Here is a 22,893-nt window from a genome sequence, read left to right on the forward strand (position 1 = left end):
GGTATTGCGCCGCACCAGTCGCACGTGACATAGATCATGCTGCACTCGCGAGTGCAGCAATCGTTAAAGATCAGTGACCTACCGCGCCGCCAGCACTGCCAAATGGCGGCCGGGCAAACCAAAGCACCGGAATCAGCAGCACAAACAGCACGGCGCACATCCAGAAGACGTCGTTCACCGCCAGGGTCAGGGCCTCACGGTTCACCAGTTGGTCGGCGATGCCTAGCGCCTGGGTCTGGCCGAATCCAGCATGGCGCAGCCCCTGAAGCACCTGGTTGGCGGCCGGGCTGGAGGGCGAAACATATTCGGTAAGCGTGGCGTGATGCCAGATGCCGCGGTGCTGCCACAGCGTGACCGTCACGGCAGTGGAGACGCTGGACCCCAGGGTGCGGAAGAAGTTGGCCAGGCCCGAGGCGCTGGCGATCTGGTTGGCTGGCAGGCCTGCGAGGTAGATCTGGTTCAGCGGGATGAAGAAGCACGGAATCGCAATGCCCATGACGAAGCGGGGCAGCGCCAGCGAACCGAACGAAGCCGAACTATCGAATGTGGAAAACCAGTAAGAGGTGGCCGCGAACACAATGAACGCGAAGGTCACCACGCCTCGCAACTCCAGCCGATGCAGGTTGCGTCCCAGCACGGGTGCCAGCAGGAAGGCGAGGATGCCCACCGGTGCCGTTGCCAGGCCTGCCCAGGTGGCCGTGTAGCCCAGCGTCGTCTGCAGCCACAACGGGAACACCACGTTGATGCCGAAGAACGCAAACATGCCCAGCGACAGTGCGGTCACGCCCACGGTGAAATTGCGCTGGCGGAACAGGCTGAGGTCGACCACCGGATGCTTGGCGTGGAGTTCCCATACCACCAGGAAGGTCAGGCAGATCAGCGCGACCAGACCGAGCGTGGCGATCATCGGCGAAGAGAACCAGTCGTTGTCGTTGCCGTTATCCAGCATGAACTGCAGGCAGCCAACGCCGGCCACCAGCAGCACCAGGCCGATCACATCGATTGGCGTATCGAAGGTCTTGGTCTCGCGCTTGTGCAGCAGGGTCCAGGTGATCACCGCGGCGGCCAGGCCCACGGGCAGGTTGATGTAGAAGATCCACGGCCACGAGAAGTTATCGGTGAGGTAACCACCCAGGATCGGGCCGAAGATCGGCGCCACTACCACCGTCATCGCCCACAGCGCGAGCGCCATACCCTGCTTGGTCTTCGGATAGCTAGCCAGCAGGAGGGTCAGCGACAGCGCCACCATCGGCCCGGAACCGGCACCCTGCATCAGTCGTGCAATAACCAGCATCGGCATTGACGTGGCGAGGCCGCACATCATGGAGAACAGCACAAACAGAATCACGGAGACGACGAAGGTTTTTACCTCGCCAAATCGCCGCGCAATCCAGCCGGTGAGTGGCTGCATGATCGCGCTGGCTAGTGAGTAGGAACTGATCGTCCAGGTGCCTTCGCTCGCGCTGACGCCGAGGCTGCCAGCGATGTGCGGCACGGCGACGTTGACGATGGTCATGTCCAGCACTTCCATGAAGGTGCTGAACGCGACCGCGATGGTCAGCAGGACCAGCGCCGTGCCTTGGAGCGGCGGCAGCGGCTTGGCGTCGTCGGGTGTGGTGGCCATGTCGGGCTCGGGTCGCCGGTCAGTTCGCGCTGCGCTGGCTCAGGTTGGCCTGGATGATCTTCTCGGCTTCCTGGTCCGCCTTGCTTGCCATCTGCTCGTAGACATCGGTCTGCGCGATCGGCTGGCCGTTGCCGGCGGGCGCCATCATCGCGCCCTTGTCATCGGTGATGTCCACAGTCACATCGCTGGACAGACCCACGCGCAGGGGATGCTGATCGAGTTCCTTGTCGTCCAGCGCAATGCGCACAGGCACGCGCTGGATCACCTTGATCCAATTGCCGGTGGCGTTTTGCGCTGGCAGCAGCGAGAACACGCTGCCGGTGCCGGCGCCCAGGCCGATCACCTTGCCGTGGAAATCGACGCCGCCGCCGTACACGTCCGTCTCGATCTTCACTGGCTGGCCAACGCGGATGTGGCGCAGCTGGTTTTCCTTGAAGTTCGCGTCTACCCACAGGTCATGCAGCGGCACCACAGTCATCAACTGCTGTCCCGGCTGCACGCTGTTGCCGAGCTGCACGCTGCGCTGGGCGACATAGCCGGTCACGGGCGCGTAGATGCTGTTGCGCTGGGCGGCAATCCACGCAGCGCGGAAGTTCGCCCGCGCCTGTTCCACCGCCGGGTTGTTGGCCACCATCGTGCCCTCGATGGCCGCATGCGCAGCAGCAGCTTGAGCCTGGGCGGCATCGAGTGACGCCTGTGCCTGGTCGACGCCATCGCGAAGGTGCTGGACCACTTCGGGCGCTTCGGCCTGTTCGGCGATCAGAGGCTGGCGACGGGCCAGATCGGCCTGCGCCTTCTTCAGATCAACCTTGGCCTTGGCTGCCTGGGCATCGGCGCTGGTTGCGGAGTCGGTCTGCTGGCGTACCTGACGCACAGCCTGAGCAAGTGCGCTACTGGCCTGCTGAAGGCGCACGTCGGCATCCGTGTTGTCGAGTTTCACCATCACCTGGCCAGCTTCGACGCGCTGCGTATCGTCAGCGAGAATGGCGACCACCGTGCCTGGCACCTGGGCCGAGATCGCTACCTGGTTGCCACCCACGTAGGCGTTGTCGGTCTTCTCGCGGGTGGAGAACACGAACAGCCACAACAGCACCCACGCTGCCGCGCCAAGGATGAAGATCGACGCCATGATCAGCAGGGCGCGACGACGCTTGGCCGGATCTTTCGCGGCCATGCCGCTGTCGTTGTCCTGCGGTTTGGCGGCGGTATCAGTGGCGCTCACGGGTGGCGTCTCCGGCAAGGTTTGAAGGGGAAGGGGAGCTGTCGCTCGCGGCCTGCTCAGGGGACGTGGCGCGATAGCCGCCACCCAATGCCTTGATCAGCGAGATATCGGTAGACACTGCCTGCGCATGCAGGGTGACGTCGTCGTCCCGTTGCTGCAGCAGTTGCGCCTGCGCGGCGAGGGTTTCGCGCACATCACTCACGCCGCGATGTGCGCGGGCCTGTGCATTGGCAAGCAACGCTTCGTTGGCGCTGATTTCAAGCACCTGCTCCTTGCGGCGCTTCTCCAGCTGCTGCGCGGTGAGGCTCTGCGTGGCGACATCACGAGCGGCGCCGAGCACGGCGCTGTTGTATTGCGCGACGGCGGTGTCGAGTTGCGCCTTGCTCACGCCGTAATTGGCTTGGAGAAGACCGCCGGTGAAGATCGGCAAGTGCAGGGCAGGCGCCAGCGAGAACACGCGGCTACCGGCGTTGAACATCTTGTCGAGGTCGATGGTGGAGAGCCCCGCCATGGCGGTGATGCTGATGTCGGGATAGAACTCGGCACGCGCCACGTCGGTCTGGCGCAGCGCCGACTCTACCTGCCAGCGACTGGCAGCGATATCAGGGCGACGCGCCATCAGGTCCACGCCTACATTGTCGGGTAGGCCGCTGTTGACGGCGGGCAACGGACGAGGCTGCAGTGGCGGCAGTTGCGCAGGCGCGACGCCCACCAGGCTTGCCAGTGCGGCCTGGCGAATCTTCGCCGAGCTTTCGAGCGCAACCAGCATTTGTCGCGTGGCGGCGAGTTGCGCTTTGGCCGACTGCGCCGTGTCGGGACGGTCCACACCCTGACGCACGCGCAGTTCGGCCACGTGCAGCAACTGCTCCTGCGTCTGCACCGCCTGCTGCGCGATGTCGATGCGTGCCTCATCCGCCAGCCAGCTGAAATAGGTATCGGCTACGGTGCTTTGTATGGCCAGTGCCGCAGCGCTGTGCTGTGCCTCGGCGGCATGCGCCTGGTCCACAGCCGCTTCGATGGAGGCGCGCTTCTTGCCCCACCAGTCAAAGTCGTATTGCGCTTGCACGCCGATGTCACCCTGGTTGTACCAGGTGAATCCGAGGAATTTCGGCGGGATCAATCCCGTGTTGCTCAAACGTTGGCGTTCAACCTGTGCGCTGCCATTGACGCTGAGTCCAGCCTGCGCCGTAGCCGCGCGGATCGATTGCTGCGCCGACTCCACACGCGAGCGCGCCTGCTCGATATCCGGCGAGCCCTTCATGGCCATCGTGATCAACGTATCCAGTTGAGGATCGTTGTACTGCCGCCACCATTCGGCCTCAGGCCAGCCGGCGTGCGCGCCGACATCCAGCCCCGCCAACGGTACATCGTCGCGAATGGCCGGATGGTTCAACTTTGCAGGGATCGAACAGCCTGCCACGGCCAGGGCGATCGCGCAGGCGAGAGCCGCGCGCCGTGCCATGCCGCGGCGAATCGAGACACGTGAAGTCATGGACTGGAGTCCGGAGATTGAAGAGAGTCGATGTTGAGAGCGACCAGGCGAAGCAGGCGTTCGAGCGTGCGTTTGTCGCTGGTGCTCAGGGTTGCGAAGGCGCTCAGTACCCGCGGGAAAAGCGGCGGAAGAATCTTGCGCACCATGCGCTTGCCCGCAGGCGTGATGTTGAGAACGATCCGCCGACGGTCTTCGGCACTTGGCGAGCGGGTAATCAGGTCAGCCTTCACCAAGGCATTCCCTATGCGCGTCATGTTGGTGGCGCCTTGTTGCGCAAATCCGCACAACTCGCTGGGCGTCGCGCCATCCGGGCTGCTATAGAGAATCATCAGCGTGCGGAAATCGCTGTCATTTAACCCATACGGCTTAAGGCTGCTCTCCAGCTCGCTCAGCAACGTGCCGCCCACCAGCAGCAGTAGGCGTGTCAGCCTTACTTCCTGTTGCGGAACATCCGGAATCATCTTGCCCACACGGGCAATTCCGGCATCCATGTGGCTCAGCCCTTCACTCAAGCTACTCATTTCATCAAAGGATAGTTCGCTAGTGAAGTATTAGGCTAGCACTCAGGCGAAGGCACTCGCAAGTCTCCAGTGAGACAGTGACCAACCTGTCATGGCGACCGTTAACAGCTGCCGGAATAACGAGCGCGCGCTGGAGTCGAATGGTTCCTAGGTGAACCGGAACAGGCTGCGCGCGTTGGCGGTGGTGGCTGTTGCCACGGCTTCTTCGCTTTCGCCGCGAAGCTGTGCGATCTCGCGCAATATCGAGGCCAGATGAGCGGGTTCGTTGCGCTGCCCGCGATGACCCGCGCCGGGCTGGTCAGGGGCATCTGTCTCCAGTAGCAATCGTTCGATGGGCATCGTTGCGACGATATGGCGAAGGCGTTGCGCACGTTCATAGGTCACCGGGCCACCGATGCCAAGGTGGAAACCGATGTCCCACAGCCGCTGCGCCTGCTGCAGGCTCCCGGAAAAGCTGTGCACGACGCCGCGCAGGCCACCGATGCGTTTCATGGTGGAAGTCACCTCGTCCATCGCGCGGCGCGCATGGACGATCACTGGCAGGTCGAAATCGCGCGCGACGAGCAATTGCCTATGGAAATAGTCGCGCTGTCGTTGCGGGTCCAGTTCCGGCAGGAAGAAATCGAGCCCGATTTCGCCCACGGCTACGGCGCGATGCATCCGTAGCTGTGTGACTAGGTCGTCAATATGTGCGGGCTGGTGTTGATCGAGATAGATCGGATGCAGGCCGTACGCCGGATGCACTTGCGGATGGCTTGCGCAGATCGAGGTAATGCGCGGCCATGACGCTTTGTCAATAGCAGGCACGACGATATGACGGACGCCTGCGTCGTGCGCGCGGATAAACATGGCGTCTCTATCGGCGTCGAAACTGGCATCGTCGATATGCGCGTGGCTGTCGGTGAGTTCGAGCACAGATTACTGGTTCCTGTACCGTGAAAATGGCTGGATTCGGTCTAAGCGAGCATTCAGTGAATTGCGGGTTCAATGGGCGCACGTAAGGATCGAATCAGGCGGATGCGGGGTGCTCCGCCGATCCAGACAGGAGAGCATTATGAACAGGTTGGTCGCTTCAGCGCTGCACGTGAGTATCGGCGCTGCGTTGGTTTTCGGTCTTTCGGCCTGCAACCGTGAAGCTAACGCCGATGGTGGCGTGGGTGCCACGGCGCAGCAGCAGGCAGGGCAGGATGGCGCTAAGTACGCACGTGTGGTGAGTGTGACGCCGGTGCACGAGGCCGCCAGTGCGCCGCAGCAGGTATGCCATGACGAGGTCGTCACTCAGCAGAAGCCGGTGCAGGATACGCACCAGATTGCCGGTACGGCCATTGGTGCGGTTGCAGGCGGGCTATTGGGCAATCAGGTTGGCGGCGGCAAGGGGCGCACCCTGGCTACCGTGGCCGGTGCCGTTGGTGGTGGTTATGCAGGCCATGAAATCCAGGCAAACCACCAGAAGAATGCCACTGTCAGTAGCACGCAGCGGCGCTGCACCACTGTCCCCGGTAACGGCGGTGACAAGGTGGTGGCGTACGACGTGAGTTACGAATACAACGGCGTCACTCGCACTGTACGAATGGATCACGATCCGGGTGACAGGCTCCAGATACAGGAAGGTGTGGTAGCCGTTTCCGACGCTCACTAAGGATTCACGCCATGCATACATTGCCTAGACATTTGGCTGTCGTTGGATTGATTTCCGCTCTTTCGCTCCTTTCAGGCTGTGAGACGCCACCGCAGCGTCAAGTGGTTTACAGCGGCAGTTCCAATCGTTGCGAGCAGTGTGGTGTGGTGAGTGACGTACGGCAGGTCGAGACTCAGAAGGGCTCGTCCCCGCTTGGCATGGTCATCGGTGGCATCGCCGGTGGCGTGCTTGGTAATCAGGTGGGCGGTGGCGCAGGCAAGACGCTGGCGACAGTGGCTGGCGCAGTGGCCGGTGGCGCCATCGGCAATCAGGTTGGCAAGAACTCTGGCGGCCCGGATGTGGCGTGGCAGGTTACGGTCAAGCTTGACGATGGGCGCTATGCCACCATCACCCAAGCTGCTGATCCGCAGGTTAGGCAAGGTGATTACGTGCAGATTCGCAACAATCTGGTTTACAGGTTGTAACGAATTAGGCGTATAGGCGTCCAAATGAAAAGGCCCTCTTGCGAGGGCCTTTTTTATGTCTGTATGTTTATTTAGTTGACCGCGTAGAAAGCGTGGTCGCCGATGGTTTTTACGATGCGGCTGGTTGACCATGCGGGCGAAACAGCGAGCGTGGCGAAATGGTCTGCCTGTGGCACGTATACCGTGCGCTCACCTTTTGGCAGGCTCCAGTTGCTGATGGAGTCACCGGCGATCTTCCACGCCTTGGTCCATGAATTGAGATCGGTGACTTCGAAAGTGCTCGCGGTGGTCGTCAGTGCAAACTGACGTGGCGAGGTGACCACCTGGCAAACACTGCCGCCCCACGTGCCGCGGTCGCGACGACGAAGAGCCACTTCGGCCACGGCGTATTGGCCGATGGTCGACTCACTGCGTGCCTCGAGATACACCGTCGTGGCCAGGCAGGTCTGGTCCGCGAGGGGTTGAGGTAGCACGGACGCCAGCCACAACAGCATAGAAAGTTTCATTGTCTGCCTCCAACGTGCTGTACGCATGCGGTCGGTACTGCTGACTTCATGCGCCGTTGCGATGGACGGGCGGGCAGGCCGTTCCATCTGGATTGATCGCCTCGACCGAAACTTGTGGTCAGGCGGTTTGCCACGGGATTGTGGCCAGTCGAGCGGCTGATCCGGTGCCACTCATCATTTGTGGTGCTGCATAGGCATTGCTCGGGTACTGACGACCACGTTGCCTGCAACTGCTATCGCGCATAGGGCGATGGATACACCGACATCATCTGTCGGGTCGCGCTGATCCGGACTCTTCCGGTTCGTCGCGTATGTCGACACCCGTGGGCAATGGGTGTCGTCGAATTGGTTGGCGAGACTAGTGGCCACTCCTGGATCTGGCAAGTGCCCGGCGGTTCAGGTTCACGTCACGCTCACATTGAGGTGTAGTGATCGTGAATCCTTGCGCAGTTGCTTGCGTCATGCAGGCCAGCTCTGTGCGATGTGCATCGCAACACCTTCGTCAGTGATGTGCGTTGTCTCGTTCTCGAACAAGTTGACGCTGTCATCATCAATGACCGCGAGCGCCACGATATTGGGTTGGTCAGCGACAACATCAAGCAGTTGAGTCACTACCTTGCCGTCTTGGCGCAGCACGGTGCCCCCGGGCAAACGCTGCGACAATACGACGCAATGCATATGCCGCTTGTGTGCACTCCGGTAGTGCAGTCGGGCAACGATTTCCTGGCCTGGGTAGCAACCCTTGTCGAGCGCAACAGCCTGCAGGCGCTCCAGCGAAAGGGCTGGCGGCAGTAGGTCGCCAAGCACGTTGTCAGGCAGCCATGGCCAGCCCGCGCGAATTTGCGGCAGCCGCCATGCATCATCGTTGTGAGGCGCGCCAATCATCAGGCTATGGTCACCGCAGCCGACGATGTAGGCATCACCTTCACGATAGACGGCGTAAGTGTCCCGAGCAGGGGCAGTGGCAAGAGCGCGGGGTTCGAGGGCGGTTAGCTTGAGCTTGGAGCGAAACACGAAGCGCTGCAGTGACTGCGCCATCGATGCGGCTTCACCACCGCGTAGCATCAAAAGTAAGGTGTCGTCGGCAATGCGTGCCAGGTGGAACAACGCGAGTACGCGTCCTTGCGCATCCAGCCATGCACTGAATTGCCATTGTCCAACGGCCAGTGACTGGACGTTGCTGCTGAACTGGGCTTGCGCGAACGCGGTGGCGTCGGCGCCCTCGATCAGCAATGTCTGTGCGGAGTAGTCTGTAGTCATAAGCGGACCAGGTAGGGGCGAAGCTGCGGTCATGCAAGTGTGACCGACCTACTGTCAGACGATCGCGCTGCCGTCAAGGTTGTGCAGAATTTACGCAAGTATTACGCTTTTGCAGCTTTCACATACCATGTCCGATACGTCCTCCCTACCAAAGTCCACGCCGGCTTCCGTTCCTTCGGAGCAAGCGACCGTGCCTGCCGTTCCGGCTACGGGAAAGACATTGGTGGAGCGGCCGGCCCCGGATCCTACTCGCTATGGCGATTGGGAAAAGAACGGGCGCTGTATCGACTTCTGATTCGCCGCGCCGGCTCATTGCGTCGGCGTGGTCGGAGATAAGGAAGGGCGGTAAAGGGCATCAGCGATTCCACCCAGGATAGCCGCCATGGCAGACACGCAACGACCGCTCTCTCCCCACATGGGCATATATAAGTGGCAGGTGCAGATGGTGACATCCATCGTGCATCGCGCTACCGGCATTGCCCTTTCCGTTGGAACCCTCATCGTACTCTGGGGCGTGTTCTCCCTCGCCAGCGGCGAAGACAGCTACAACCAGTTCAAAACCTGCATCGGCAGTCCGATCGGTCTGATCCTGATGTTTGGCTGGACCTGGTCGCTGTTCTATCACCTGTGCAATGGCATCCGTCACCTGTTCCAGGATGGCGGCATGGGCTATGAGATTCCGCAGTTCATCCGCTCCAGCTGGCTGTCGATCATTGTCAGCATCGTGCTGGCCATCGTCGTGTGGGCCTATGTACTGACCTCCGGAGGTGCCGCATGAGCGCGAACGGTCAGCAGCACGACGTGCGTACACAGCTGCGCAACCCCCTCAAGCGCGCCCGCGGCCTTGGCTCGGCGCAGTCCGGTGTCGGTCATTGGTGGACGCAGCGCATCACCGCAACGGCATTGGTCTTCCTCTCCATTTGGTTCGTCCTGACGGTGCTGTGTGCACTGCACGCCGATTACGCCAGGGCGCACAGCATCGTTGCCAAGCCGTGGAACGCACTGCTGCTGGTGGCCTTCGTGCTCGCCACCTGCTGGCACGCGGTGCTGGGCTTGCAGGTCGTCATCGAGGATTACGTGCATACCCGCTGGAAGGAGGTAGCCCTCCTGGTGCTGGTCAAGTTCATTGCGGTGTTGGGCACATTGGCGACGCTGATGGCCGTGCTGCGCGTGGCGCTGGGAGCCTGATTCGATGGAAAGCTACAAGATCCAACAGCATAAGTACGACGTGATCGTGGTCGGTGCCGGCGGCGCAGGTTTGCGCGCCACTTTCGGCCTGGCCGAGAAGGGCCTCAAGGCAGCGTGCATCACCAAGGTGTTCCCGACCCGCTCGCACACAGTGGCGGCGCAGGGCGGTATCTCCGCTGCGCTCGGCAACATGGGTGAAGACGACTGGCGCTTCCACTTCTACGACACGATCAAGGGTTCCGACTGGCTCGGTGACCAGGACGCGATCGAGTACATGTGCCGCGAGGCGATTCCGGCCATCATCGAGCTGGAGCACTACGGTGTACCGTTCTCGCGTACCGAGGAAGGCAAGATCTACCAGCGCCCGTTCGGCGGCATGACGACGCACTACGGCAAGGGCACCGCGCAGCGCACCTGCGCCGCGGCCGACCGTACCGGTCACGCCATCCTGCACACGCTGTACCAGCAGGCGCTGGCGCATGACGCCACGTTCTTCATCGAATACTTCGCCATCGACCTCGTCTTCGACGAAGAGGGCGTATGCCGCGGCGTGCTCGCACTGGACATGAACGAAGGCACCTTGCATTTCTTCCGCGGCCACGCGGTGGTGCTGGCCACGGGCGGCTACGGTCGCGCCTACTTCAGCGCCACCTCGGCCCATACCTGCACCGGTGACGGTGGCGGCATGGTGCTGCGCGCGGGTCTCGCGCTGCAGGACATGGAGTTCGTGCAGTTCCATCCGACCGGCATCTATGGTTCGGGCTGCCTGATCACCGAAGGCGTGCGTGGCGAAGGTGGCTACCTCACCAACTCCAACGGCGAGCGTTTCATGGAGCGTTATGCCCCCAACGCGAAGGATCTCGCTTCGCGTGACGTGGTCAGCCGCGCCATGACGATGGAGATCCGCGAAGGTCGTGGTGTGGGCGAGCACAAGGATCACATCCACATCAACCTGATGCACCTGGGCGCGGACGTGATCCACGAGCGCCTGCCGGGCATCGCCGAGTCGGCGCGCATCTTCGCCGGCGTGGACGTGACCAAGGAGCCGATTCCGGTCATCCCCACCGTGCACTACAACATGGGCGGCATCCCGACCAACTACCACGGCGAAGTCGTGCAGAAGAAGGGCGATGACGTCGATGCCATCGTGCCGGGCCTGTTCGCCATCGGCGAGGCGGCTTGCGTGTCGGTGCATGGCGCTAACCGCCTGGGCTCCAATTCGCTGCTCGATCTGGTGGTGTTCGGCCGCGCGGTGTCGCATCGTTGCGCCGAGCTCATCAAGCCGGAAACGCCGCATAAGGATTTGCCGGCCAGCGTGCTGGACAAGGCACTGACCCGCTTTGACAACCTGCGCAACGCCAAGGGCAGCCAGCCGACCGCCAAGATCCGCGCCGAAATGCAGCGCACCATGCAGTCCGACGCCGCGGTATTCCGCACCGGCGAGTCGCTGCAAGACGGCTGCGAGAAGATCTCCAAGGTCCGCGATTCGTTCAAGGACGTGGGCGTCAGCGATCGTTCGATGGTGTGGAATTCCGACCTGATCGAGACGCTGGAACTGGCCAACTTGCTGGATCAGGCCGTAGCGACCATGTACTCGGCGGCCCAGCGTCATGAGAGCCGTGGCGCACATGCCCGTGAGGACTTCCCCGATCGCGACGATCACACCTGGCAGAAGCACACGTTGGTGTCCGTCGACGAGGCGGGCAAGACCAACTTCGATTTCCGTCCGGTGCACATGTACACCATGACGTCGGAAGTCGAAGTCGTGCCGCCGAAGAAGCGCGTCTACTAATTACCGGACTGGAGAGCCACTGTGGCAGAGTTTTCGCTACCCAAGAATTCCAAGGTCCAGCCGGGCAAGCACTATCCCGCGAAGGACGCCAAGAACCCGCGTACGTTCCGCATCTATCGCTGGTCGCCGGATGACGGCCAGAATCCGCGCATCGATAGCTACGAGGTCGACATGGCCTCGTGCGGCCCGATGGTTCTGGACGCGTTGCTGAAGATCAAGAACGAAATCGATCCGACGTTGACGTTGCGCCGTTCGTGCCGTGAGGGCATCTGCGGCTCATGTGCGATGAACATCGACGGCACCAATACTTTGGCTTGCACCAAGGCCACCGAGGATTGCGCCTCCGGTGACGTGAAGATCTACCCGCTGCCGCACATGCCGGTGGTGAAGGACCTGGTGCCGGACCTCACGCACTTCTACGCGCAGTTCGCGTCGATCAAGCCGTGGCTGCGTACGCAGAGCCCGGCGCCGGCCGACAAGGAGCGCCTGCAGTCGCCGGAAGACCGCAAGAAGCTCGACGGTCTCTACGAGTGCATTCTGTGCGCCTGCTGCTCGACCAGCTGCCCGAGCTACTGGTGGAACGGTGACCGCTACCTCGGCCCGGCCATCCTGCTGCAGGCCTATCGCTGGATCGTCGACAGTCGCGATGAGGACACCGGCGCCCGCCTGGACGACCTGGAAGATCCGTTCAAGCTGTACCGCTGCCACACGATCATGAACTGCGCACGCACCTGTCCGAAGGGTCTGAACCCGGCCAAGGCGATCGCGGAGATCAAAAAGCTGATCGTCGAGCGTCGGGCGTAAACGCTCGCTTTTTCCCTCTCCCTTCTGGGAGAGGGTAGGGTGAGGGGCGGGTGCTTGCGGAAAGGCTCCCGAGTTCGCGCTTGGGGGAACTAAGGCAAGATTGACCCCTCACCTCAATCCTCTCCCCTTCGGGGAGAGGAAGTACTCAAGGAGGCGCATCGCGCATTTATGGACGAAGCCCGCATCAAACGCCTCCGCTGGCGCACCCGCCGCGGTACCCGCGAGCTGGACGCCCTGTTCGGCGGCTGGCTGGACGAGCGCTTCGTCAGTGCCGACGAGGCGCAGCGTCAGGCCTTCGACGAATTGCTCGATGCGCAGGACCCAGACCTGTGGGATTGGGTGATGGGGCATGCCAAGGCATCGCGCCCGGATTGGCAGGCGATCATCGATGACATCCGCGCCCGCCATCGGCTTTGAGTATCGGCCTTCCCGCTGGTTGAGCCGTGTACTCCTGCCGGTGTCGACACTGGCCGTGTTGGCCGGCTGGCTCAGCGCGATCCCGTTCGTATTGAAGATGCTCCTGACTGTCGCCGTGGTCATGGTCACGTGGCGTGTACTGGCGCGTTTCGCCCATCCTCGGGTAGCGGCGGCTGGCTGGAGTCGGGATGGAGGATGGAGCCTTCGGATGATCGATGGTGAGGACGTGCCGGCCACGCTCAGTGCATCCCGCGTCGTCAGTGGACGGATGGTCTGGCTATATCTGCGTGCGCCAGGGGCCGGCCATATTCCCTTGCTGCTCGCCCCAGACAACAGCGATACGGATATCCGCCGGCGTCTGTGCATGCGCCTGGCACTGGTGGCTTCCAAGGCATCTCTGGCGTCGGGCACTCTTGCCGATGAACGCGGTCCTACGGTTTAGCCGCATATCAGGCGATAATCAGCGCCATTCGGGCGGCCAGCCCTTTCGACTCCCACAAGCGACCGCCCAATGTTCCGACCGCTCGAGCTTTTCATCGGCCTGCGTTACACCCGCGCCAAGCGTCGCAACCAGTTCATCTCCTTCATATCCACTGTTTCCATCGTGTGCATCGCCATCAGCGTGACCGCGCTGATCACGGTGATGTCGGTGATGAATGGTTTTGACGACGAGCTGCGCTCGCGCATCCTTGGCGCGATCTCGCACGCCACCGTGTCGGGCATGCCCGGTCAGAGCGTGCAGGATTGGCCGCGTGCGGTGAAGATCGCCGATGCCAACCGCCACGTGCTGGGCGCCGCGCCCTATGTAGAAACCGAGGCGTTCCTTCAGGCCCGTCGTCCCAGCGGCGCGGTGGTGCGTGGCATCGAGCCGGTGCAGGAGCCGAAGGTGTCGGACATCGGCCAGCACATGGTCGAAGGCAAGCTCAGCGACCTGACGCCGGGCAGCTGGAATGTCGTGCTGGGTCGTGAGCTGGCGATGACGCTGGGCGTGGCCGTGGGCGACAAGGTCATCATGGCGGTGCCGGCATTCCATTCGTCGCCGATTACCGGCAGCGTGCCGAACCTGCGTGGTTTCAAGGTGGTCGGTGTCTTCGAAGTGGGCATGCAGGAATTCGATTCGGGCCTCGCGCTGGTCAACATGACCGATGCGGAGAAGCTCAATGGCCTTGATGGCCCCACCGGCATCCGACTGCGCCTGGACGACATGTTCAATGCGCGCGAGGTGGCGCACGAGCTGGCCGACCAGCTGGGACAGGTCTATCGCGTGGATACGTGGATGGACAGCCACGCGAACTTCTTCTCCGCCATCTCGATGGAAAAGAAGGTGATGTTCATCATCCTCTCGCTGATCATCCTGGTCGCGGTAATCAACCTCATCTCGATGCTGATGATGCTGGTGACGGACAAGCAGGCTGATATCGCCATCCTGCGCACGCTTGGCTCCACACCTCGCAGCATCATGGGCATGTTCATGGTGCAGGGCGTGCTGGTGGGCTTTGTCGGCATCGGCTTCGGCGTAGGCCTGGGTTCGTTGCTGTCGTGGAAGCTGCCGGGCATCGTGAAGTGGATCGAGCACGTCACTGGCGTCACCTTCCTTTCGCCAGATGTCTATTACATCAGCGAGCTGCCGAGCAAATTGTTGGCCAGCGATGTGGGTTGGGTGGCGCTGATCACCTTCCTGTTCTCGCTGCTGGCAACCCTTTATCCCGCGTGGCGCGCATCGCGCACGCAGCCGGCGCAGGCGCTGCGCTATGAGTAACTCCATGAGCCCGAATAACAACGACATCGTGCTGCGTGCCAGCCACATCGCCAAGATCTACGAGGAAGGCGACCTGAAGACGGATGTGCTCGCCGACGTCAGTTTCACGCTGAAACGCGGAGAGACGCTGGCCATCGTCGGCGCCTCTGGCTCGGGCAAGAGTACGCTGCTGCACATCATCGGCGGCCTGGACACTCTCACGCGCGGCGAAGTGGAAGTGGAGGGGAAGAATCTCTCTCGCCTTTCGGATGCCGACCGTGGTCGCGTTCGCAATCGCTCGATGGGGTTCATCTACCAGTTCCATCACCTGCTGCCCGAGTTCACCGCGCTGGAGAACGTGTGCATGCCGCTGCTGATTCGCGGCGTGACTATTGCGGAAGCGGAGCGCCAGGCGAGCGTGCTGCTGGGCCGAGTCGGGCTGAGTGAACGCTTGCAGCACAAGCCGGCTGAACTGTCCGGCGGCGAACGTCAGCGCTGTGCGGTGGCGCGCGCGCTGGTGGCGCGGCCGGCGGTTGTCCTCGGTGACGAGCCCACTGGCAATCTCGATGAAGGCAACGCCGCACACGTCTACGACCTGATGCTGGAACTCAATCGCGAGATCGGTACCAGTTTCATTCTGGTCACCCACGACAGCCGTTTGGCCAAGCGCATGGATCGCACGCTGGAATTGCATAACGGCATGTTGCTCGACAAGATCTACGCCTGATCGTCTCGACCGCCTATGCGGTCGACTTCGCGTACGCCTACACGTATTTCCGCCTCGGTGTGGATAGCTGCGCACTAATCTGTCGCCTTCCACGGAAAGGGGGCGAAGGTGCGCAGGGACGGAGCGATCGCGCCAGCGGTGATGCTGTTGATCGGTGTGCTGGCGGTGCAGTGGTTGCCAGCATTGCCACCGCGTTGGTCAGGCGTGGCTTTGGTGGCGATTGCATTCGGGCTGGGTTGGATCCGAAAGCGCCTGCGTTGGCTTGCATGGTGCCTGTTTGGTATCGCATGGGCTTGCTTGCGTGGCGGCATGGCGATGGATGCGCGCCTGCCTCATGAGCTGGAAGGGCAGGACATGCATGTCACTGGCAAGGTCATCGACTTGCCGACGGTGCAGGAAGATGCCACCGGCTTTCTGCTGATGGTGGAGCACGCGACGCTGAATGGCGCGCCTGTCGATCTCCACGGACGATTGCGTGTGAACTGGTACCACGGCGCACTGCCTGTGGCGCCATGCAGCCGCTGGCGGCTGACACTGCGTCTGAAACGCCCTCGCGGCCTCATCAACCCCGGCGGTAGCGACAGTGAGCGCGGCGCGCTGGAGCACGGCATCATCGCGACGGGATACGTGCGGGATGATGCCGGCAATGAGTTGCTAGGCACGGTGGGTTTCTGCATCGATGGCGTGCGCGATTCGATCAGCCGAGCCATTGCGTTGCGTGTCGATGGAAACCGGGACGTTGCCCTTTTGCAGGCGTTCGCGGTCGGCGATACGCGGGGTTTCAGTCAGCACGATTGGGAAGTGGCACGCGCCAATGGCATTCCGCATCTCCTGGCGATCTCGGGTTTCCATGTGGGCGTGGCGGCCGTGTTTGGCGTGTGGCTGACGCGATTCATCTACGCGATGTTGCCTCTGCTGGCCTTGCGCGTGCCCAGGCTCCAGGTGCAATCGTCGATGGCCCTGCTTGTGGCCTTCATCTACTGCGCATTGGCAGGGTTCGGCCTGCCGACAGTACGCACGCTGCTGATGATCGCGGTGGTGGCATTTGCTCGCTGCCTGCGACGTCAGTCCGATGGATTGCAGTCGCTGTCGCTGGCACTCGTCGTGGTGGTGCTGTTCGATCCGTCATGCGTGCTGTCGGCCGGCTTCTGGCTGTCCTTTGTCGGCGTGGGCTTCCTTATGCTGTGCCTCACCGCGCGCGGACGGGGACTGCGCGCCTTCCTCCACGAACTTTCGTCAGCCCAGCTGGCGATGACCGTGGCGTTGCTGCCGCTGACGATGTGGTTCTTCGGGCAGGCTTCGCTAGTCGGTGCATTGTCCAACCTGATTGCGGTGCCATTCGTCAGTTTCGTGATCGTGCCGTGCACCCTGATCGGCACGTTGCTGCTCGGGGCATGCCCTCCTTTGGCGTCACCCGTGTTGTGGCTGGCGGGGCAGCTCGCCCATGTGCAGTGGTGGTTGCTCGAAAAGATGGCAGCCTGGCCCGGCGCCCACTGGTATCTGCCAGAAGTGCGCCTGTGGGCGCTGCTGCTGGCGATGCTGGGCGCACTGTGGTTGTTCGTGCCGCGCGGCGTGCCCTTGCGTTGGCTGGGTGGGCTGCTGTTCCTGCCCTTGCTGCTGCCGGACCGTGCCTTGCCTGCGCCGGGTGGCTTCCAGTTGTGGATGCTGGATGTGGGGCAGGGATTGTCGGTGCTGGTGCGCACGCAACACCATGCGCTGGTTTATGACGCCGGTGCACGCTATCCGTCGGATTTCGATCTGGGGGAGGCGGCCGTCTTGCCATCCATGCACGCGCTGGGCATCCGTCATCTCGATCTGCTCGTGGCCAGCCACGCCGACAACGACCATGCCGGTGGCGTGCCTGCGGTGGCGACCGAATTTCCACAGGCTGAGCGCTATTCAGGGGAGCCGGAGCGCCTGCCGCTACCGATGGCCTCCTGCGTGGCCGGCCAATCATGGTCGTGGGACGGCGTGACCGTCAGCGTGCTGCCATCAGGGGGTGCGTCGGGCCCGGCCAACGACCGTTCCTGCGTGCTGCTGATCGAGGGGCGCAGCGGGCGTGCCTTGCTCACCGGTGACATCACCACCCGCATCGAGCCCAAGGTGGCCGCTGCGATAGCGTCTGGGCCGCCGCTGGTGATGTCGGTGCCGCACCATGGGAGCCGCACATCTTCCGGTGTCTCCTTCATCGAGGCCACGCGGCCCGTATTGGCGCTCATCTCCTCGGGCTGGCGCAACAAGTTCCACCATCCGCATCCCCTGATCGTCCAGCGCTATGAGGAGGCCGGCGTGCCCTGGCTGAACACGGCGACCAGCGGGGCCATCCAGGTGGAATTCCCGCCGGATGCGCCACCCTACGTGGCCGCCTGTTGGCGGCAGCGCCAGTCTCGCTACTGGCGCGAATAAACCTGGGACAGGCCAACATGAACAGGGCCACCGATGCCCGGAATTGGGTGCCTCGCGCAACTGCCACCGGTGCCGCGGAACGGCCGGGCGAGACTGTTATGATGCGGCCTTCCTAAACGATCGAAGTGGCGCGGAGTCGTTGTGCTGGAAATTCTGATGGCTGGTGGCTGGGCGATGCTGCCCATCCTGATCTGTTCGGCGGTCGCGCTGGCGATCGTACTTGAGCGTTGCTGGACCTTGCGTCGTCGTTCGGTGCTACCGCCCGGGCTGGGCGAGGAAGTGCGTAACTGGGCACGTGCGGGCCAGCTGGATCCCAATCACCTGGCGGTGTTGGCCAATGGTTCTCCGTTGGGCGAGCTGCTTGCCTCGGCGTTGGCTGTGCGCAACCGTCCGCGCGAGCTGATCAAGGAGCGCATCGAGGACACCGGTCGCCATGTGGTGCATCGCATGGAGCGTTACCTCAACACGCTCGGCACCATCGCGCTGATCGGCCCGCTGCTCGGCCTGCTGGGTACCGTGATTGGTCTGATCCGCATGTTCATGGATGTGATGAAGGGCGGCGTGGGCGACCCGATGAAGATGGCGGGTGGCATTGGCGAGGCGCTGATCTGCACCGCCACAGGCTTGATCGTAGCCATTCCGGCCTACGTGCTGCATCGCTATTTCCGCTCCAGGGTGGCGGGCTACTGCGTGGATATGGAGAAGCAGGCTACCGAGCTTCTCGATGAGTTGACCTTCAACCAGCAGGCCGCGGCGCGTACGCGTACGGCTCGCGCCACCGAGTCGAGTGCGGGCTGACGCATGCGTATCGGCAACGACCGCCGGCAGGACGATTTCGAGATCAATGTTATTTCGCTGATCGACGTGCTGCTCACCCTGCTGATGTTCTTCGTGCTCACCACCACCTTCATCCAGCATTCGCGGATGGAGGTGACGCTGCCCAAAGCCAGCGCCGAAGAACGTGACATGCAAGCACCTGCGCTCACCGTGGTGGTGGATCGCGACGGCCATTTCTTCGTCGGCAGCGACGAGGTGTTGGGCGAGGGCATTGAACCGCTGAAGCAGGCCATCGCCAATGTCGCCGGTGATGACCGTGAGCGCCAGGTGACCATTCGCGCAGACGCGATGACCCAACACCAGAACGTGGTGACGGCAATGGACGCGCTGGGCCAGCTCGGCTTTACGCGACTTTCCATAGCCACGACGCCGACCCAGGTGGACAAGGGCCAATGAGCGACGGGAAAGTCGCGATCTGGGACGCGTACACGCTCCGGATCTACAAGCGCCTGCTGGGATACACCAAGCGTTTCTGGGTGGTTGGCGTCATTGCCATCATCGGCATGGCGATCGACGGCGGTGGTCTGGCAGCTTTCACCAAGCTGCTGCCGCGGATGATCGACAAGTTGTTCGGAGAGAAGGATGCTTTCCTGATCTTCTGGATGCCGATCTGGATCATCCTGATCTTCCTGGTGCGCGGCCTGGGCACCTTTGCGAGCAGTTACGGCATTTCCTACATCGGCCGCAATGTGGTGCAGTCGATTCAGCGGGATGTGTTTGCGTCCTACCTGCGCCTCCCGGCTACGTTCTTCGGCGAGGAACACTCCGGCCACCAGGTCTCGCGCATTACTTACACCAGCGAGCAGGTCGCCTCGGCGTCCACTGACGCGATCAAAGTCGTGGTGACCGAAGGCGTCACCGTGATCGGCATGATTTACGTGATGATCAGCACCAGCGCTTACCTGACGCTGGTGTTGTTCATCATGGTGCCCCTGATCATGCTGATCGCCGCTGTCGTGAGCCGTCGCTATCGATCGATCAGCCGACGTATCCAGGGCATGATGGGTTCGGTCACCGGCACGGTGGAAGAGTCGGTCGCAGCGAATCGGGAAATACGCATCTATGGTGGGCAGCAACAAGCCTCGTCGCGCTTTGATGAAGTAACCAATCGCACGCGTCGGCTTAATCTCAAAGTTTCAGCCACGAACGCCACCGCGAGTTCAGCCATCCAAACGGTCGCGGCGTTGGCGCTAGCGGTGATGATATTTCTGGCGACTCGGCCGGGAGAAATCGAGAAGATCTCCGCGGGTGTGTTCATTGCCGTGCTCACGGCGATGGGCGGCATGATGCCGTCGCTCAAGCGCCTGGCGAATGTCCAGGCGAATATCCAGAGTGGTATCTCCGCCGCCGAGAATCTGTTCGAGATCATCGATCTTTCTCCGGAGGTCGATACCGGGACGAAGGTCCTGGAGCGCGCGCAAGGCGACCTGCGTTTCGAGGACGTGCGACTGGTTTATTCACGCAATGCGTTCGAGGCTCTGCGCGGCGTCAACCTGTATTGCGCGCCGGGTACGGTGACTGCGCTGGTCGGGCGTTCCGGCAGCGGCAAAAGCAGCCTGGTCAGCCTGCTGCCGCGCTTCAACGCGCCGACTGAAGGCCACATCCTGCTCGATGGCTTCGACTACGAGGCGTTCACCTTGCCTTCCCTGCGCCGGCAAATTGCGTGGGTGGGGCAGAGCGTCGTGCTGTTCGACGGCACGGTGGCCGAGAACATCGCCTATGGCGAGCTCGCCGGTACCAGTGAAGCCAACATCATCGCTGCAGCGCAGGCCGCCAATGCCTGGGAGTTCATTCAGAACATGCCCAAGGGTCTTCACAGTGAGATCGGGCAGGGCGGCAACATGCTCTCCGGCGGTCAGCGCCAGCGCATCGCCATCGCGCGCGCCATTCTCAAGAATGCGCCGATCCTGGTACTGGACGAGGCGACCAGCGCACTCGATACGGAATCGGAACGACTGATCCAGCAGGCACTGCAACGCCTGATGCGCGACCGAACCACGCTCGTGATTGCGCACCGGCTTTCGACCATCGAGCATGCCGACCAGATCGCGGTGATGGATCAGGGGCGCATCGTCGAGCGCGGCACCCACACCGAACTGCTGGCGCTTGGCGGCCACTATGCTGCCTTACACCGCATGCAGTTCCATGAAGTCGCTGCAGACTGAGGACAGGCCATGACGCTGGCCGAACGTCTTGAATCGGCCTGGTACGGCGTCGGGCGTGTGCCCTGGTGGACCGGGCCACTCTCTTGGCTTTACGGCTTGCTGGCGGGCCTGCGTCGCGGGTTGTATCGGTTGGGTGTGTTGCGCAGCGTGCGCCTGCCCGTGCCGGTGGCGGTGATCGGCAATCTTAGTGTTGGCGGTACGGGCAAGACACCCGTGACCATCGCGGTGGCCGACGCGTTGCGTCGGCGCGGCTACACGCCCGGTGTCGTGAGTCGCGGCTACGGCGGCACGCAGGTGGAACCACTATTGCTCGGCACGACGCCCGATCCATCCAGGGTGGGCGACGAGCCCTGCCTGATTCACGCCAGCGGCGTCGCCGTGGCTGTGGGGCGCAATCGTCCGGAAGCCGCGAAGCTGCTGATCGATGCGGGTTGCGACGTGGTGATCGCGGACGATGGCCTGCAGCATTATGCGTTGGCGCGGGATGTGGAGATCTGCGTGATCGATGGTGTGCGCCGCTTCGGTAATGGACGCCTGCTGCCGGCCGGTCCGTTGCGCGAGCCGCTGTCGCGCTTGCAGGGATTGGATTTCCGCATCTGCAATGGCGGCGTGGTCACGCCCGGCGATGTACCCATGCAATTGCAGGGTGGCTTGGTGCGTGCGCTCGCCGACGACCACGTCAAACCACTTGCGGATTTTGCGGGGCAAACCGTGCACGCCGTAGCAGCTATCGGACATCCACAGCGCTTTTTCGCCAGCCTTAGGGCGCAGGGCCTGCAGGTGATCGAGCACGCGTTTCCCGATCACCATGCGTTCAAGGCTTCGGATTTGGCTTTCCTTGACAGCAACCCCGTGCTGATGACGGAAAAGGATGCCGTGAAATGCCGGACTTTTGCGCAGCCGCATTGGTGGTCCGTGCCGGTGCGTGCGGTGTTGCCCCAAACCTTTTTCGACGATCTGGAAGGCCGCTTGCGGCGCTCGCGCTGACTGCCGGGCCGGGCACAAAAAAACCGACCCTTGCGGGTCGGTTTTTCGTTTCGGCAATTCGAGCGATTACTGGATGCGGGTGATATTGCCGCTCTGGTCGATCTGCACGAGGTCGCCCACGCGGATGGCGCTGGCGTCGGGCACGCTGACGTTGGCGGAGCTGCCATTGCCCATGCGGATGCGCAGGCTGAAGCTCTGGTGTCCACCGCCGCTATTGGCGCCGATGCGGTTGCCTGCGTAGCCGCCGCCGACGGCACCGGCCACGGTGGCCAGCGTATTGCCCTTGCCCTTGCCGACCTGGTTGCCCAACACGCCGCCGGCAATGCCGCCGATGATGGTGCCGGCCATGCTGTGGTCGCTGCCCTGGCTGATGTTCTGGTCAATGGATTCCACGGTGCCGCATTGGTCGCAGCGGATGAAGATGCCGTCGTTGCGCACCAGCACGTTGCCGCCGCTGCGGGCGGACTGGTTGGACTGGGCGTTGGCGGCCAGCGGGCCAACCGCAAGCAGGGCGGCCAGCGACAGCACGAGAATACGGGGGTTAAACATGGACTCTCTCTCTCCTTGGGATTGGGTGCGGCATTAGTCTAATAAGACAGACTGAACCATCGGACAAGACGCCGCTTATCATGTACGGTTTATTGGTCAGATGCCGTGATAAACCCGTCACGGCTCGAAGGTCATCTGCGGAGTTCCCATGAGCCTCATCCAAGTTCCGGTTTCCTATGGCGAGCTGATTGACAAGATCACCATTCTCGAGATCAAGTCCAAGCAGATCACCGACCCCGCCAAGGTTGCCAACGTACGCACCGAGCTGGATCTGCTCAACCAGACCTGGTCCGCTGCGCCGGCTTCACGTACCGATATCAGCGATGAGCGGGCGCGTCTGCTGGCAGTGAACGAAGTGCTGTGGGACATCGAAGACCGCATTCGCATGAAGGAAAAGGTACAGGCGTTCGATGCGGAGTTCATCGAGCTGGCCCGTTCCGTCTACTTCCGCAATGACGAGCGCGCGGCGTTCAAGCGCGAGATCAATCTCAAGTTGGGTTCGCAGCTGGTAGAAGAGAAGTCGTACCAGGATTACCGCGCGCCGTAAGCGCGGCG

25 protein-coding genes are annotated in these 22,893 nt (G+C 62.4%); 17 read left to right on the forward strand and 8 right to left on the reverse strand.

The features are described from left to right. Positions 1-70: 70 nt before the first annotated feature. The 5 genes from AC3CBN_RS12055 to AC3CBN_RS12075 all read right to left on the reverse strand — a co-directional run bounded on the left by AC3CBN_RS12055 (position 71) and on the right by AC3CBN_RS12075 (position 5,774). Entirely contained in the window at positions 71-1,624 is a 1,554-nt protein-coding gene (locus AC3CBN_RS12055; RefSeq protein WP_488633265.1) for a DHA2 family efflux MFS transporter permease subunit, read from the reverse strand. 19 nt (positions 1,625-1,643) lie between these two features. Continuing rightward, on the reverse strand, positions 1,644-2,846 hold the full coding sequence (locus AC3CBN_RS12060; RefSeq protein ID WP_488633266.1) for an EmrA/EmrK family multidrug efflux transporter periplasmic adaptor subunit: 1,203 nt from the start codon (positions 2,844-2,846) through the stop codon (positions 1,644-1,646). Beyond that, positions 2,833-4,338 (reverse strand): efflux transporter outer membrane subunit, encoded by a 1,506-nt coding sequence (locus AC3CBN_RS12065; protein WP_488633267.1) that lies wholly within the window; start codon positions 4,336-4,338, stop codon positions 2,833-2,835. Before AC3CBN_RS12065 ends, AC3CBN_RS12060 begins: the two co-directional genes overlap by 14 nt. After that, positions 4,335-4,859, reverse strand: a complete 525-nt coding sequence (locus AC3CBN_RS12070; RefSeq protein ID WP_488633268.1) for a MarR family winged helix-turn-helix transcriptional regulator — start codon at positions 4,857-4,859, stop codon at positions 4,335-4,337. Before AC3CBN_RS12070 ends, AC3CBN_RS12065 begins: the two co-directional genes overlap by 4 nt. 147 nt (positions 4,860-5,006) lie before the next feature. Beyond that, on the reverse strand, positions 5,007-5,774 hold the full coding sequence (locus AC3CBN_RS12075) for a TatD family hydrolase (protein WP_488633269.1): 768 nt from the start codon (positions 5,772-5,774) through the stop codon (positions 5,007-5,009). Between the two features lie 139 nt (positions 5,775-5,913). On the opposite strand from AC3CBN_RS12075, the gene AC3CBN_RS12080 reads away from it, so the two are divergent. Together AC3CBN_RS12080 and AC3CBN_RS12085 are read left to right on the forward strand one after the other, a co-directional pair. Next, the gene (locus AC3CBN_RS12080) at positions 5,914-6,498 is read left to right on the forward strand and encodes a glycine zipper 2TM domain-containing protein (RefSeq protein WP_488633270.1); all 585 of its coding nucleotides are present in this window, start codon (positions 5,914-5,916) and stop codon (positions 6,496-6,498) included. Positions 6,499-6,644: 146 nt separating this feature from the next. Then, entirely contained in the window at positions 6,645-6,962 is a 318-nt protein-coding gene (locus tag AC3CBN_RS12085; RefSeq protein ID WP_488633271.1) for an outer membrane lipoprotein, read from the forward strand. 71 nt (positions 6,963-7,033) lie between these two features. Here the strand turns inward: AC3CBN_RS12085 and AC3CBN_RS12090 are convergent, their stop codons facing one another. Both AC3CBN_RS12090 and ygfZ read right to left on the reverse strand, forming a co-directional pair. Beyond that, a complete protein-coding gene (locus AC3CBN_RS12090; RefSeq protein ID WP_488633272.1) occupies positions 7,034-7,468 on the reverse strand; it encodes a cell wall hydrolase in 435 nt (144 codons plus the stop codon). A gap of 459 nt (positions 7,469-7,927) precedes the next feature. After that, entirely contained in the window at positions 7,928-8,728 is an 801-nt protein-coding gene (gene ygfZ, locus AC3CBN_RS12095) for a CAF17-like 4Fe-4S cluster assembly/insertion protein YgfZ (RefSeq protein ID WP_488633273.1), read from the reverse strand. 127 nt (positions 8,729-8,855) lie between these two features. Here ygfZ and AC3CBN_RS12100 point away from each other — a divergent pair, with 127 nt between their 5' ends. The 14 genes from AC3CBN_RS12100 (at position 8,856) to lpxK (ending at position 21,789) form a co-directional block, all read left to right on the forward strand. Beyond that, positions 8,856-9,023, forward strand: coding sequence for a DUF1674 domain-containing protein (locus AC3CBN_RS12100; protein WP_488633274.1), 168 nt, complete (start codon positions 8,856-8,858; stop codon positions 9,021-9,023). A gap of 87 nt (positions 9,024-9,110) precedes the next feature. Beyond that, a complete protein-coding gene (gene sdhC / locus AC3CBN_RS12105) occupies positions 9,111-9,506 on the forward strand; it encodes a succinate dehydrogenase, cytochrome b556 subunit (protein WP_488633275.1) in 396 nt (131 codons plus the stop codon). After that, complete coding sequence (gene sdhD, locus AC3CBN_RS12110) at positions 9,503-9,916, forward strand: succinate dehydrogenase, hydrophobic membrane anchor protein (protein WP_488633276.1); 414 nt, start codon at positions 9,503-9,505, stop codon at positions 9,914-9,916. Before sdhC ends, sdhD begins: the two co-directional genes overlap by 4 nt. A 4-nt stretch (positions 9,917-9,920) precedes the next feature. Next, positions 9,921-11,708, forward strand: a complete 1,788-nt coding sequence (gene sdhA, locus AC3CBN_RS12115; RefSeq protein WP_488633277.1) for a succinate dehydrogenase flavoprotein subunit — start codon at positions 9,921-9,923, stop codon at positions 11,706-11,708. Positions 11,709-11,729: 21 nt separating this feature from the next. Continuing rightward, positions 11,730-12,512: a succinate dehydrogenase iron-sulfur subunit gene (locus AC3CBN_RS12120; RefSeq protein WP_488633278.1), complete on the forward strand. Its 783-nt coding sequence runs from the start codon at positions 11,730-11,732 to the stop codon at positions 12,510-12,512. Positions 12,513-12,680: 168 nt separating this feature from the next. Beyond that, positions 12,681-12,929 (forward strand): FAD assembly factor SdhE, encoded by a 249-nt coding sequence (locus AC3CBN_RS12125; protein ID WP_488633279.1) that lies wholly within the window; start codon positions 12,681-12,683, stop codon positions 12,927-12,929. After that, positions 12,901-13,371: a YgfX family protein gene (locus AC3CBN_RS12130; protein ID WP_488633280.1), complete on the forward strand. Its 471-nt coding sequence runs from the start codon at positions 12,901-12,903 to the stop codon at positions 13,369-13,371. The genes AC3CBN_RS12125 and AC3CBN_RS12130 overlap by 29 nt, the downstream gene beginning before the upstream one ends. Positions 13,372-13,440: 69 nt before the next feature. Beyond that, positions 13,441-14,688: a lipoprotein-releasing ABC transporter permease subunit gene (locus tag AC3CBN_RS12135; protein ID WP_488633281.1), complete on the forward strand. Its 1,248-nt coding sequence runs from the start codon at positions 13,441-13,443 to the stop codon at positions 14,686-14,688. A 4-nt stretch (positions 14,689-14,692) separates the two neighbouring features. Beyond that, positions 14,693-15,394, forward strand: coding sequence for a lipoprotein-releasing ABC transporter ATP-binding protein LolD (lolD, locus tag AC3CBN_RS12140; RefSeq protein WP_488633282.1), 702 nt, complete (start codon positions 14,693-14,695; stop codon positions 15,392-15,394). A gap of 108 nt (positions 15,395-15,502) precedes the next feature. Beyond that, the gene (locus AC3CBN_RS12145; protein ID WP_488633283.1) at positions 15,503-17,800 is read left to right on the forward strand and encodes a DNA internalization-related competence protein ComEC/Rec2; all 2,298 of its coding nucleotides are present in this window, start codon (positions 15,503-15,505) and stop codon (positions 17,798-17,800) included. Between the two features lie 156 nt (positions 17,801-17,956). Further along, the gene (locus tag AC3CBN_RS12150) at positions 17,957-18,598 is read left to right on the forward strand and encodes a MotA/TolQ/ExbB proton channel family protein (protein ID WP_488636723.1); all 642 of its coding nucleotides are present in this window, start codon (positions 17,957-17,959) and stop codon (positions 18,596-18,598) included. A 3-nt stretch (positions 18,599-18,601) separates the two neighbouring features. Continuing rightward, the gene (locus AC3CBN_RS12155) at positions 18,602-19,033 is read left to right on the forward strand and encodes an ExbD/TolR family protein (RefSeq protein WP_488633284.1); all 432 of its coding nucleotides are present in this window, start codon (positions 18,602-18,604) and stop codon (positions 19,031-19,033) included. Continuing rightward, a complete protein-coding gene (gene msbA / locus AC3CBN_RS12160; RefSeq protein ID WP_488633285.1) occupies positions 19,030-20,802 on the forward strand; it encodes a lipid A export permease/ATP-binding protein MsbA in 1,773 nt (590 codons plus the stop codon). The genes AC3CBN_RS12155 and msbA overlap by 4 nt, the downstream gene beginning before the upstream one ends. A gap of 9 nt (positions 20,803-20,811) precedes the next feature. Then, complete coding sequence (lpxK, locus tag AC3CBN_RS12165) at positions 20,812-21,789, forward strand: tetraacyldisaccharide 4'-kinase (RefSeq protein WP_488633286.1); 978 nt, start codon at positions 20,812-20,814, stop codon at positions 21,787-21,789. Positions 21,790-21,855: 66 nt separating this feature from the next. Here the strand turns inward: lpxK and AC3CBN_RS12170 are convergent, their stop codons facing one another. Further along, complete coding sequence (locus AC3CBN_RS12170) at positions 21,856-22,338, reverse strand: glycine zipper 2TM domain-containing protein (protein WP_488633287.1); 483 nt, start codon at positions 22,336-22,338, stop codon at positions 21,856-21,858. 148 nt (positions 22,339-22,486) lie between these two features. Between AC3CBN_RS12170 and AC3CBN_RS12175 the strand changes: the two genes are divergently transcribed. Continuing rightward, positions 22,487-22,885 (forward strand): DUF6165 family protein, encoded by a 399-nt coding sequence (locus tag AC3CBN_RS12175; protein WP_488633288.1) that lies wholly within the window; start codon positions 22,487-22,489, stop codon positions 22,883-22,885. The last annotated feature ends 8 nt before the right edge of the window (positions 22,886-22,893 follow it).

The sequence above is a fragment of the Dyella sp. OK584 genome (genome assembly GCF_057787755.1).